General features: G+C 57.9%; 10 protein-coding genes. 1 reads left to right on the plus strand and 9 read right to left on the minus strand.

Annotated elements, in window-relative coordinates:
- Positions 1 to 162: 162 nt before the first annotated feature.
- From sucD to sdhC, 9 genes are all read right to left on the minus strand, one after another.
- Entirely contained in the window at positions 163 to 1044 is an 882-nt protein-coding gene (sucD, locus tag F0169_RS25715) for a succinate--CoA ligase subunit alpha (protein ID WP_028621692.1), read from the minus strand.
- Positions 1044 to 2210, minus strand: a complete 1167-nt coding sequence (sucC, locus tag F0169_RS25720; RefSeq protein WP_058411715.1) for an ADP-forming succinate--CoA ligase subunit beta — start codon at positions 2208 to 2210, stop codon at positions 1044 to 1046. Before sucC ends, sucD begins: the two co-directional genes overlap by 1 nt.
- A 202-nt stretch (positions 2211 to 2412) precedes the next feature.
- Positions 2413 to 3849, minus strand: a complete 1437-nt coding sequence (gene lpdA / locus F0169_RS25725; protein WP_152747990.1) for a dihydrolipoyl dehydrogenase — start codon at positions 3847 to 3849, stop codon at positions 2413 to 2415.
- Between the two features lie 98 nt (positions 3850 to 3947).
- Positions 3948 to 5174, minus strand: coding sequence for a 2-oxoglutarate dehydrogenase complex dihydrolipoyllysine-residue succinyltransferase (odhB, locus tag F0169_RS25730; RefSeq protein ID WP_122250931.1), 1227 nt, complete (start codon positions 5172 to 5174; stop codon positions 3948 to 3950).
- A 44-nt stretch (positions 5175 to 5218) separates the two neighbouring features.
- Complete coding sequence (locus F0169_RS25735; protein WP_058411718.1) at positions 5219 to 8050, minus strand: 2-oxoglutarate dehydrogenase E1 component; 2832 nt, start codon at positions 8048 to 8050, stop codon at positions 5219 to 5221.
- Between the two features lie 258 nt (positions 8051 to 8308).
- Positions 8309 to 9013, minus strand: coding sequence for a succinate dehydrogenase iron-sulfur subunit (locus F0169_RS25740; RefSeq protein WP_034102931.1), 705 nt, complete (start codon positions 9011 to 9013; stop codon positions 8309 to 8311).
- Between the two features lie 11 nt (positions 9014 to 9024).
- Complete coding sequence (gene sdhA / locus F0169_RS25745; protein WP_058411719.1) at positions 9025 to 10797, minus strand: succinate dehydrogenase flavoprotein subunit; 1773 nt, start codon at positions 10795 to 10797, stop codon at positions 9025 to 9027.
- 3 nt (positions 10798 to 10800) lie between these two features.
- A complete protein-coding gene (gene sdhD / locus F0169_RS25750) occupies positions 10801 to 11169 on the minus strand; it encodes a succinate dehydrogenase, hydrophobic membrane anchor protein (RefSeq protein WP_058411720.1) in 369 nt (122 codons plus the stop codon).
- Positions 11163 to 11537 (minus strand): succinate dehydrogenase, cytochrome b556 subunit, encoded by a 375-nt coding sequence (gene sdhC, locus F0169_RS25755; protein ID WP_058411721.1) that lies wholly within the window; start codon positions 11535 to 11537, stop codon positions 11163 to 11165. The genes sdhD and sdhC overlap by 7 nt, the downstream gene beginning before the upstream one ends.
- A 363-nt stretch (positions 11538 to 11900) precedes the next feature.
- Between sdhC and gltA the strand changes: the two genes are divergently transcribed.
- Entirely contained in the window at positions 11901 to 13190 is a 1290-nt protein-coding gene (gltA, locus tag F0169_RS25760; RefSeq protein WP_152747991.1) for a citrate synthase, read from the plus strand.
- The last annotated feature ends 84 nt before the right edge of the window (positions 13191 to 13274 follow it).

A 13274-nucleotide genomic window follows, 5' to 3' on the forward strand; every position in this document is an offset into this window, starting at 1 on the left:
CTTGCTCCCGATAGCGGTGTGCCAGTCAACCTGTACAGTGACTAATGCATGGCTATCGGGAGCAAGCCCCCTCCCACAGTTTGCACCTTCAGCAAACCCCAGAATGCACAAAGGCCACCCGAAGGTGGCCTTTGCTGGTGAAGCGTCAGCTAAGCGCGAGGCTTACTTGACAGCCCAACCGGTCAGCTCGGACAACGCCTTGCCGATGTCTGCCAGCGAACGCACGGTTTTAACGCCTGCGTCTTCCAGGGCAGCAAACTTCTCGTCTGCAGTGCCCTTGCCGCCAGAGATGATTGCGCCAGCATGGCCCATGCGCTTGCCCGCAGGGGCAGTCACACCAGCGATGTAGGAAACAACCGGCTTGGTCACGTGTGCCTTGATGTAGGCAGCCGCTTCTTCTTCAGCCGAACCGCCGATCTCACCGATCATTACGATCGCTTCGGTCTTCGGGTCTTCCTGGAACAGCTTCAGGATGTCGATGAAGTTCGAACCCGGGATCGGGTCACCGCCGATGCCGACGCAGGTCGACTGACCGAAACCGGCGTCAGTGGTCTGCTTCACAGCTTCGTAGGTCAGGGTACCGGAACGCGAAACGATACCGACTTTGCCTGGCAAGTGAATGTGACCTGGCATGATGCCGATCTTGCATTCGCCTGGGGTGATCACGCCTGGGCAGTTAGGGCCGATCAGGACAACGCCCAGCTCGTCGCATTTAACTTTAGCGTCCAGCATGTCCAGGGTAGGAATGCCTTCGGTGATGCAAACGATCAGCTTGATGCCGGCGAAAGCCGCTTCCAGGATCGAATCCTTGCAGAAAGGAGCCGGTACGTAGATCACGCTGGCAGTAGCGCCAGTTTGAGCAACAGCGTCTTTCACGGTGTTGAACACTGGCAGACCCAGGTGCTCGGTGCCGCCTTTACCAGGGGTTACGCCGCCAACCATCTTGGTGCCGTATTCGATGGCTTGCTGGGTGTGGAAACTACCTTGCGAACCGGTAATACCCTGGCAGATAACTTTGGTGTCTTTATTGATCAGGACGCTCATTACTTGCCCTCCGCAGCTTTGACAACTTGTTGAGCAGCGTCGGTCAGGCTGGTAGCTGCGATGATGTTCAAACCGCTTTCTGCCAGTACTTTAGCGCCCAGTTCAGCGTTGTTACCTTCAAGGCGAACAACAACCGGGATTTTAACGCCGACTTCTTTCACTGCACCGATGATGCCTTCGGCAATCATGTCGCAACGAACGATGCCGCCGAAAATGTTGACCAGTACTGCAGCGACGTTGGAGTCGGACAGGATGATCTTGAACGCTTCGGTAACGCGTTCTTTGGTAGCACCGCCGCCCACGTCGAGGAAGTTGGCTGGTTTGCCGCCATGCAGGTTGACGATGTCCATGGTACCCATGGCCAGGCCAGCACCGTTGACCATGCAACCGATGTTACCTTCCAGGGCTACGTAGTTCAGTTCGAACTTGGCAGCGTGCGCTTCGCGCGGATCGTCTTGCGACGGATCGTGGAAAGTCTTCAGCTTTGGTTGACGGTACATGGCGTTGGCGTCGATGTTGATCTTCGCGTCGAGGCAATGCAGATCGCCGTCAGCCTTGATCACCAGCGGGTTCACTTCCAGCAGGGCCAGATCGTGATCCTGGAACAGTTTGGCCAGACCTACGAAGATCTTGGCGAACTGAGTAACTTGTTTGCCTTCCAGGCCCAACTGGAACGCCAGCTCGCGACCCTGGAATGGCTGAGCGCCAACCAGTGGATCGATAGTGGCCTTGAGAATTTTTTCCGGGGTGTCGTGAGCGATTTTCTCGATGTCCACGCCACCTTCGGTGGAAGCCATAAACACGATGCGACGGCTCGAACGGTCAACGACAGCGCCCAGGTACAGCTCTTTAGCGATATCAGTGCACGATTCAACCAGGATCTTGGTGACTGGTTGGCCATTGGCATCAGTCTGGTAAGTCACCAGACGCTTGCCCAGCCACTGCTGTGCAAAGGCTTTGGCGTCTTCTTTGCTGCGAACCAGCTTAACGCCGCCCGCTTTACCGCGACCACCAGCGTGAACCTGGGCTTTGACAACCCACTCGGTGCCGCCGATTTTGTCGCACGCTTCTGCTGCTGCTTCCGGGGTGTCTACTGCGTAGCCCTGGGATACTGGCAGGCCGTATTCAGCGAACAGCTGCTTACCCTGATACTCGTGAAGATTCATGCTTTTTACCGTCTTCGTTAGGTACTGCGCATTCGGCGCTGCGCTCATTATGAGTGCCGCGCCACCTGTGACTGCTGCTTGCGCAACTTCAAGGGCCTAAGGCCTGCAAAGCTGCGCAAGACTGCGTCCAACGGATATTCCGCGGTGAGTCTCGCTCGCAAGGCTCACGACGGGCAACCGCCGTGGTTTCTTATTATCTCGCTTAGCGCTTCTTGCGGTTGGCGATGTGGATGGCGCCGCCATTCACTGCCAACGCTGCTTCGTGCAACGCTTCGGACAGGGTTGGATGGGAGAAAACCATCATGCCCAGGTCTTCGGCGCTGGTGCCGAATTCCATACCGATTGCGCCCTGCTGAACCAGTTCTGCAGCGCTTGGGCCAATTACGTGTACGCCCAATACGCGGTCAGTCTTGGCATCAGCGATGACTTTGACAAAACCACCGGTGTCGTTGGCTGCCATGGCACGGCCAGAAGCGGCAAACGGGAAGGTGCCGACGTTAACTTCAACGCCTTCAGCTTTCAACTGCTGTTCGTTCTTGCCGACCCATGCAATTTCCGGGTGCGTGTAAATGACCGACGGGATCAGGTCGTAGTTCATCTGGGTTTTGTGGCCCTTGATGCGCTCAACAACCATCACGCCTTCTTCGGAAGCCTTGTGCGCCAGCATCATGCCGCGAACCACGTCACCGATGGCATAGACGCCCGGGACGCTGGTAGCGCAATGATCGTCAACGAAGACGAAGCCGCGCTCATCAATGTTCACACCGCTGTCGGAAGCCAACAGTTCGGTGGTCACCGGGCGGCGGCCAACAGCAACGATCAGCTTGTCGAAAGTGATGGTTTTTTCACCCTCTTTATCGGTGTAGGTTACAACGACTTCTTCGCCATTAACCTTGGAACCGGTAACACGAGCGCCCAACTTGATGTCCAGACCTTGCTTGGTCAGGGTTTTAAACGCTTCTTTGGAAACCGCGGTATCGGCAGCCAGCAGGAACGTGTCCAGGGCTTCCAGCACAGTCACTTCGGAGCCAAGACGCGACCAGACCGAACCCAACTCCAGGCCGATCACGCCAGCGCCGATCACGCCCAGACGTTTGGGAATAGCCTGGAACTCCAGGGCACCGGTCGAATCAACGATGACGTTGTGGTCGACTGGCGCTGGCGGAATGTCGATTGGGCGCGAGCCAGACGCCAGGATCACGTTTTCGGCTTCAATGATTTCTACCGAACCGTCAGGCTTGGTCAGCTCGACTTTCTTGCCGGCCAGCAGCTTGCCGTGGCCTTGCAGGGAAGTCACGCCATTGGCCTTGAACAAGGTCGCAACGCCGGAAGTCAGGCCTTTAACGATGTTGGCTTTACGGCCGATCATTGCCGGCACGTCCATGGTCACGCCAGCATGGTTGATGCCGTGAATCGCGAAACCGTCCTGGGCTTCGTGGAATTTCCAGGAGCTGTCCAGCAGCGCCTTGGAAGGAATGCAACCAACGTTCAGGCAAGTACCGCCCAGTGCCAGTTTGCCTTCCTTGTCGGTGTATTTTTCGATGCAAGCAGTCGAGAGGCCCAGTTGTGCGGCCTTGATGGCGGCAACATAGCCGCCAGGACCTGCACCAATCACTACAACGTCAAATTTCTGAGACATGAAAATAGATCCTCTATTAGCTACAAGCTGTCAGCTGCAAGCTAAAGCCAAACTGCTTTCTCTTGCAGCTTGTAACTTGGGGCTTGCAGCTGCTTCTCTTAAATATCCAGGAGCAAACGAGCCGGGTCTTCCAGCAGGTTCTTGATGGTCACCAGGAACGTCACGGCTTCTTTACCATCGATCAGGCGGTGATCGTACGACAGCGCCAGGTACATCATCGGGCGGATCACGACTTGGCCGTTGATCGCCATCGGACGCTGGAGGATGTTGTGCATGCCGAGGATCGCAGCTTGTGGCGGGTTGACGATCGGGGTCGACATCATCGAACCGAAGGTACCACCGTTAGTGATGGTGAAGGTACCGCCGGTCATCTCGTCGATGGTCAGCTTGCCGTCACGGGCTTTTTTGCCGAAGCCGGCAATGCCGCCTTCGATTTCAGCCAGGCTCATCAGCTCGGCGTTACGCAGCACCGGTACTACCAGGCCACGGTCGCTCGACACGGCAACGCCGACGTCAGCATAGCCGTGGTAAACGATGTCGGTGCCGTCGATCGAGGCGTTGACTGCCGGGTAACGCTTCAGCGCTTCGGTAGCCGCTTTGACGAAGAACGACATGAAGCCCAGGCGCACGCCATTGTGGGACTTCTCGAACAGGTCCTTGTACTTCGAACGCAGGGCCATCACTTCAGTCATGTCGACTTCGTTGAAGGTGGTCAGCATCGCCATGTTCGACTGTGCTTCAACCAGGCGCTTGGCCACGGTGGCACGTACGCGAGTCATCGGCACGCGCTTCTCGGTGCGGTCGCCTGCAGCGAACACAGGCGCAGCGGCAGCCGGGGCGGCAGGCTTGGCAGGTGCGGCAGCCGGCGCGGCTTTCTTGGCTTCAACCGCAGCAACCACGTCTTCCTTGGTCACACGGCCGTCTTTGCCGGTGCCTTTGATGGAGGCCAGGTTGATGCCGTTTTCGTCGGCCAGTTGACGAGCAGCCGGTGCAGCGATTGGGTCTTCGCCAGCCGCCGCCGGAGCAGCAGCAGCTGGAGCAGCAGCGGCAGCCGGTGCAGCTGCGGCCGGAGCGGCGGCAGCAGCGCCGCCCGCTTCGATCGAGCCCAGCACCTGGTTCGACAGGACGGTAGCGCCCTCTTCGGCAACGATCGCGCCCAGCACGCCGTCAGCTTCGGCCAACACTTCCAGAACGACTTTGTCGGTCTCGATGTCGACGATCAGGTCATCACGCTTTACGGCGTCGCCTGGTTTCTTGTGCCAGGTGGCAACGGTGCCATCGGCAACCGATTCCGGGAATGACGGGGCTTTGATTTCGATAGCCATTATCTGTGGGTCCTTAAAATTCGGTTTCAGTCAGCGCGAAGGCGTTAAACAGTGAAAGCATCTTTCAGCAGTTTTTCCTGCTGTTCGGCGTGCATCGACGCATAACCACACGCAGGTGCAGCAGAAGCATCACGACCGGCGTACTCCAGGCCAAGGCCTGTTTTGTGGTTACCGATGCTGCGACGCAGGTGATGCTGGCTGCTGTACCACGCGCCCTGGTTCATCGGTTCTTCCTGACACCACACGGCATTCGTGAGGTTGGTGTAAGGCGCGATGGCCTCCATCAGGTCGTCTTCCGGGAACGGGTAAAGCTGCTCGATACGCACGATGGCGATGTCTTCGCGGCCTTCGGCACGGCGTTTTTCCAGCAAGTCGTAGTAAACCTTGCCGCTGCACAGGATCAGGCGAGTGACCTTGGCCGCGTCCAGCGTGTCGATTTCTGGAATAACGGTCTGGAACGAACCGTCGGCCAGATCTTCCAGGGTCGAGATGGCCAGTTTATGACGCAACAGCGACTTCGGCGTCAGCACGACCAGCGGCTTGCGCAGCGGGCGGATCACCTGGCGACGCAGCAAGTGGTAGATCTGGGCCGGGGTAGTCGGCACACACACCTGAATGTTGTGCTCGGCGCACAGCTGCAGGTAACGCTCAAGACGGGCCGAGGAGTGCTCCGGACCCTGACCTTCATAACCGTGTGGCAGCAACATGGTCAGACCGCACAGACGGCCCCACTTGTGCTCGCCGCTGGTGATGAACTGGTCAATAACCACTTGGGCACCGTTTGCAAAGTCGCCGAACTGGGCTTCCCAGATCACCAGTGCCTGCGGCGTGGTGGTCGAGTAGCCGTATTCGAACGCCAGTACGGCTTCTTCGGACAGGAACGAATCGTACAGGTCGAAACGTGGCTGGCCTGCGTACAGGTTTTGCAGCGGAATGTAGGTGCCCGCGTCTTTCTGGTTGTGCAACACCGCGTGACGGTGCGAGAACGTGCCGCGGCCGATGTCCTGGCCGGTCATGCGAATCGGGTGACCTTCGAACGCCAGGGTCGCGTACGCCATGGTTTCGGCGTAACCCCAGTTGATCGGCAGGCCGCCGGCTTGCATCTTCTGACGGTCTTCGTAGATCTTCGCAACCTGGCGCTGTACGACAAAGCCGTCTGGAATTTCCAGCAGCTTGGCAGACAGTTCCTGCAAGGTTTTCAGGTCGAACGTAGTGTCGTGACGTGCAGTCCAGGCGTGGCCCAGGTACGGGCGCCAGTCAACGAACAGCTCTTTGTTCGGCTCTTTAACCAGGCTTTTTACCACGTGCAGGCCGTTATCCAGCGCGTTGCGGTATTCGTCGATCTTCTCTTGAACACGCGCGTCGTCGACTACGCCGGCCTTGGTCAGGCTTTCGGCGTACAGCTCACGGGTGGTGCGCTGCTTGGCGATCTGCTGGTACATCATCGGCTGGGTGCCGCTCGGCTCATCCGCTTCGTTGTGACCGCGACGGCGGTAGCAAACCAGGTCGATCACCACGTCACGCTTGAACTGCATGCGGTAGTCAATGGCCAACTGGGTCACGAACAACACGGCTTCCGGATCATCACCGTTAACGTGCAGGATCGGCGCCTGGATCATCTTCGCAACGTCGGTCGCGTACTCGGTAGAGCGCGCGTCCAGCGGGTTGCTGATGGTGAAGCCGACCTGGTTGTTGATGACGATGTGAACCGTACCGCCGGTCTTGAAGCCGCGAGTCTGCGACATCTGGAACGTTTCCAGAACCACGCCCTGACCGGCAAATGCCGCGTCACCGTGGATCGAAATCGGCAGAACTTTTTCACCGGTGGTGTCGTTGCGACGGTCCTGGCGCGCACGTACCGAACCCTCGACCACTGGCGAAACGATTTCCAGGTGGGACGGGTTGAACGCCATGGCCAGGTGAACTTCACCGCCGGTGGTCATCACGTTTGACGAGAAGCCCTGGTGGTATTTAACGTCACCGGAACCCAGCTCGACCTTCTTCTTGCCTTCGAACTCGTCGAACAGCTCGCGCGGGTTCTTGCCGAAAGTGTTAACCAACACATTCAGACGACCACGGTGAGCCATGCCGATCACGACTTCCTTGGTGCCGTAGGAACCGGAACGCTGGATCAGCTCGTCGAGCATCGGAATCAGGCTCTCGCCGCCTTCCAGGCCGAAACGCTTGGTGCCCGGGTATTTGGTGCCCAGGTATTTCTCGAGACCTTCGGCTGCAGTCACGCGCTCCAGCAGGTGGCTGCGCACATCGGCGGACAACACCGGGCGGCCACGCACGCCTTCAAGGCGGTGCTGGAACCAGTGGCGCTGCTCGGAATCGGTAATGTGCGTAAATTCAGCGCCGATGGTGCGGCAATATGTCTGCTGCAACGCTTCGTGAATTTCGCGTAGGCTCGCTTCCTCTTTGCCGATGAACAGGTCGCCGGCACGGAAGGTCGTATCAAGATCGGCATTGGTCAAGCCGTAATGATTGATCGACAGGTCAGCAGGTGCAGGACGCTGCCAGAGCCCCAGCGGGTCAAGCTGGGCCGCCTGGTGGCCACGCATCCGGTAGGCCTGGATCAGTCGCAGTACTTCAACTTGCTTCTTTTCATGCTCACTGCTCACGCTGCCGGCAGAAACCGGTTGAGCGCGGCGCTGGTTCTTTGCCAGCAGCACAAATTGATCGCGAATTGTTGCATGCGATACATCGGTGGCAGCGTTGCCGTCTGAAGACAACGTCTGAAATTTGGTGCGCCATTCTTCTGGCACAGCGTTAGGGTCGTGCAGGTAGAGCTCATAAAGCTCTTCCACATAGGCAGCGTTACCACCTGAAAGATAGCCGCTGTTCCACATGCGCTGCATCACGCTTTCTTGCATGCTTGGTCACCCTCGATTTGGGGACACCACCGGCGAAAACACCGAGTTTGCTTGCAAAAGGCCAAGTGCAGCGACCAAAACAAGCCACTTAGGATCACGCTGATAGTTCGGGTACCAACCCGAATGCCCCTGCTTGTCTCATTTCTTCAAAATAAGAGCCGCGGCTTTGTAAGTCGCTGCTCAAGTTAAAACTACGGCGCCGGTTGAAGCCTGCGCCGCAGCATTTACGGGCACAACGGTCCTGCCTTGTTACGTCGCTTACACGCCGTTTTGCAGCAGCATGTTACGAATATGACCAATGGCCTTAGTCGGGTTCAGGCCTTTGGGACATACGTTGACGCAGTTCATGATCCCGCGGCAGCGGAATACGCTGAACGGGTCATCCAGTGAAGCCAGACGCTCGGACGTCTTGGTGTCGCGGCTGTCTGCCAGGAAGCGGTACGCTTGCAGCAGAGCGGCCGGGCCCAGGAACTTGTCCGGGTTCCACCAGAAGGACGGGCACGAGGTCGAGCAGCAAGCGCACAGAATGCACTCGTACAGACCGTCGAGCTTTTCACGCTCTTCAGGCGACTGCAGACGCTCGATGGCCGGGGCCGGCGTGTCATTCTGCAGGAACGGCTTAACTTTCTCGTATTGCTTGTAGAAGATGCTCATATCGACGACGAGGTCACGGATAACCGGCAAACCTGGCAGAGGACGAACGATCAGCTTGTTGCCTTTAACTACGGCGGACAGCGGCGTGATGCACGCCAGGCCGTTTTTACCGTTGATGTTCATGCCATCCGAGCCGCAAACACCCTCGCGGCAAGAGCGACGATAAGAGAAACCCTCGTCCTGCTCTTTGATCAGTGCCAGTACGTCCAGCACCATCAGGTCTTTACCACCGGTATCGACCTGGAACTCCTGCATGAACGGCGCAGCGTCCTGATCAGGGTTGTAACGGTAAACACTGACTTTCAACATGGCAGCCACCCTTAGTAAGTCCGAATTTTCGGTTCAAACGTCGGAACCGTCTTCGGCGAGAAATTCACGGCACGCTTGGTTACGCGCTTGTCACCCGGGAAGAACAGGGTGTGGCACAACCAGTTTTCGTCATCGCGATCTTCAAAGTCTTCACGTGCGTGCGCACCACGGGACTCTTTACGAACCTCAGCGGCGATCGCCGTGGCTTCAGCCACTTCCAGCAGGTTTTGCAGCTCAAGGGCTTCGATACGAGCGGTGTTGAACGCCTGGCTCTTGTCGTTGATCTTGACGTTGGCGATGCGCGTACGCAGGTCGGCCAACTGGGCGATGCCCTTCTGCATGTACTCGCCGGTACGGAACACACCGAAGTAGTTCTGCATGCAGCTTTGCAGCTCGCGACGCAGGGTTGCCACGTCTTCGCCATCGGTGCGCTCGTTCAGAGCGTTCAGACGCGCCAGAGCCGCTTCGATGTTGGCGTCGGTAGCGTCATCGTATTCGATGCCGTCAGTCAGCGCTTTTTCCAGGTGCAGGCCGGCAGCGCGGCCGAATACCACCAGGTCGAGCAGCGAGTTGCCGCCCAGACGGTTGGCACCGTGTACCGATACGCAGGCTACTTCGCCTACCGCGAACAGACCATGAATGATCTCGTCCACGCCTTCGGCGTTCTGGGTGATCGCCTGGCCATGAATGTTGGTCGGAACACCGCCCATCATGTAGTGGCAAGTTGGTACAACCGGAACCGGAGCAACCACCGGGTCAACGTGAGCAAAGGTCTTGGACAGCTCACAGATACCTGGCAGGCGGCTGTGCAGCACTTCTTCACCCAGGTGATCGAGCTTCAGCAGTACGTGGTCGCCGTTCGGGCCACAGCCGTTGCCGGCGATGATCTCTTTAACCATCGAACGGGCTACAACGTCACGACCGGCAAGGTCTTTCGCGTTCGGCGCATAACGCTCCATGAAACGCTCGCCGTGCTTGTTGATCAGGTAACCACCTTCACCACGGCAACCTTCGGTCACCAGTACACCGGCGCCGGCGATGCCGGTCGGGTGGAACTGCCACATTTCAATGTCTTGCACCGGTACGCCGGCACGCAATGCCATGCCGACGCCGTCACCGGTGTTGATCAGGGCGTTGGTGGTCGACGCGTAGATACGCCCTGCACCGCCAGTCGCCAGCACGGTAGCCTTGGCGCGGATGTAGGTGGTTTCGCCGGTTTCGATGCAGATTGCGATTACACCGACGAACTCGCCTTGTGCGTTCTTGACGAGGTCAACCGCGTAGTACTCGTTCAGGAACGTGGTGCCGGCTTTCAGGTTGCCCTGATAAAGCGTGTGCAGCAGCGCGTGGCCGGTACGGTCGGAAGCGGCGCAGGTACGGGCAGCCTGCCCGCCTTTACCGTAATCCTTCGACTGGCCGCCGAACGGGCGCTGGTAGATACGGCCTTGTTCGGTACGCGAGAACGGCAGACCCATGTGGTCCAGCTCGAACACGGCGGCCGGGCCTTCCTGACACATGTATTCGATAGCGTCCTGGTCACCGATGTAGTCGGAACCCTTGACGGTATCGTACATGTGCCAGCGCCAGTCATCGTTCGGGTCGGCGGAAGCGATGGCGCAGGTGATGCCACCTTGAGCCGACACCGTGTGGGAACGCGTCGGGAACACCTTGGTGATCACGGCAGTCTTGTGACCGCCCTGAGCCAGCTGCAGCGCTGCGCGCATGCCAGCACCGCCACCACCAATAATGATGGCGTCGAATGAAATAGTTGGAATGTTAGCCATGAATCAGATACCCCAAAGAATCTGCACACCCCAGACGAAGTAAGCGAACATCGCAACGCCGCAGACTGCCTGAAAGAGGAAACGTACTGCGGTCGCGGACTTGCCCAGCGCCATCGGCGTCAGGTAGTCGGTCGCGATGGTCCACATGCCGACCCAGGCGTGAGCGCCCAGAGCCACCAGTGCCAGCAGACTGAAGATTCGCATCGCGTTATGAGCAAACAGGCCATGCCATTGCTCAAAGCTGATGCCTGGGTGTGCGACGAGGTACCCGATCAGAAAAATGAAATAAGCCGCGAGAACAACCGCAGACACACGCTGCGCCATCCAGTCGTAGAGGCCCGAACGCGAAAGGTTCGTAACGCTGGTTACCATATCCAAACTCCTGCCAGAACGATCAGCACCACGGAAATGGCGATGATGATTTTCGAGCCCAGGCGGCCGCCTTCCAGCGTCTCACCAATGCCCATGTCCATAATCAAGTGGCGCACGCCGGCTACCAGGTGATACAGCAGAGAGGAGAGGAGGCCCCATGCTACGAACTTGGCCAGCGGGCTGGTCAAGCATGCCTTCACCTCGGCGAAACCTTCCTCGGAACCCAGGGATTTGCTCAATGCGTAAAGCATGATGCCCAGGCCAAGAAACAGGATGATGCCGGAAACACGGTGCAGGAACGACGTAACGCCGGTGATGGGGAGTTTGATGGTCCTTAGGTCTAGGTTTACAGGTCGTTGGCTATTCACGGCTTTTTTTCACACTTAAGAGCCCCTAACAATCAGGGCAAAGTTGTCGGGGAGTGCACTGGTCAGGTAGCACCACCCAGGGAGTGCGACCCCCAATGAAAGCAAGCCCAAAAGCCCTTGGCGGTCGGTGGCCGAGTATAGACAGTTAGGTTACTAATGACAACGCGCGCTCCTCACCCTAATAGCGGATTGCGCTGACAGGATAAAAGGCGTAAACGGCAGTTAATTTCGAGGAAAAAGTACGGTTAAAGCCTTCTGGGGCAAGACTTTAGGCAAATTGACATCTGAATTTATCTCACTATAGTGGTGCGGGCCCTGCGTGGGGGGTCTGTCTGATGATTTGAAGCATAAATAGGAGGCCACATGGCTGACAAAAAAGCGCAGTTGATCATCGAGGGCGCAGCCCCCGTCGAGCTGCCCATTTTAACCGGCACCGTTGGTCCCGATGTTATAGACGTACGGGGTCTGACGGCCACGGGCCGTTTCACATTCGACCCAGGCTTCATGTCGACCGCCTCTTGCGAGTCGAAGATCACCTATATCGATGGCGATAATGGCATTCTGCTTCACCGCGGTTACCCGATCGAGCAACTGGCCGAGCACTCGGACTACCTCGAAACCTGCTACCTGCTGCTGAATGGCGAACTGCCAACGGTTGAGCAGAAAGCCCAGTTCGTCAGCACCGTGAAGAACCACACCATGGTTCACGAGCAGTTGAAGACCTTCTTCAACGGCTTCCGTCGCGACGCCCACCCGATGGCCGTCATGTGCGGCGTAGTCGGCGCCCTGTCGGCCTTCTATCACGACTCCCTGGACATCAATAACCCGCAGCATCGCGAAATTTCCGCGATCCGCCTGGTTGCCAAGATGCCGACCCTGGCCGCAATGGTTTACAAGTACTCAATGGGCCAACCCATGATGTACCCGCGCAACGACCTGACGTACGCGGAAAACTTCCTGCACATGATGTTCAACACCCCGTGCGAGATCAAACCGATCAGCCCGGTGCTGGCCAAGGCGATGGACAAGATCTTCATCCTGCACGCCGACCACGAACAGAATGCTTCCACCTCTACCGTGCGCCTGGCGGGCTCTTCGGGTGCCAACCCGTTTGCCTGTATCGCCGCCGGTATCGCCGCACTGTGGGGCCCTGCTCACGGCGGTGCGAACGAAGCCGTATTGACCATGCTCGATGAAATCGGCGATGTCTCGAACATCGACGCCTTCATCGCCAAGGCCAAGGACAAGAACGATCCGTTCAAACTGATGGGCTTCGGTCACCGGGTTTACAAAAACCGCGACCCACGCGCCACGGTCATGAAGCAGACCTGCGACGAAGTGTTGAAGGAACTGGGCATCAAGAACGATCCGCAACTCGAACTGGCCATGCGCCTGGAAGAGATCGCCCTGACCGACCCGTACTTCATCGAACGCTCGCTGTACCCGAACGTCGACTTCTACTCGGGGATCATCCTCAAGGCGATCGGCATTCCAACCAGCATGTTCACCGTGATCTTCGCCCTGGCGCGGACCGTGGGCTGGATCTCCCACTGGAAAGAAATGCTCTCCAGCCCGTACAAGATTGGCCGCCCGCGCCAGTTGTACACCGGCTACGAGTCGCGTGACATTACCAAGCTGGAAGATCGCAAGTAAGCCATTAGCTTAGTTGTACTGAGAACGCCTCCCTTAGTGGAGGCCGTTTTTGTTTGTGTTTGCCTGGGCTGCCGCCATCGGGAG

The sequence above is a fragment of the Pseudomonas kitaguniensis genome, from assembly GCF_009296165.1.
GTDB classification, from domain to species: Bacteria; Pseudomonadota; Gammaproteobacteria; order Pseudomonadales; family Pseudomonadaceae; genus Aquipseudomonas; species Aquipseudomonas kitaguniensis.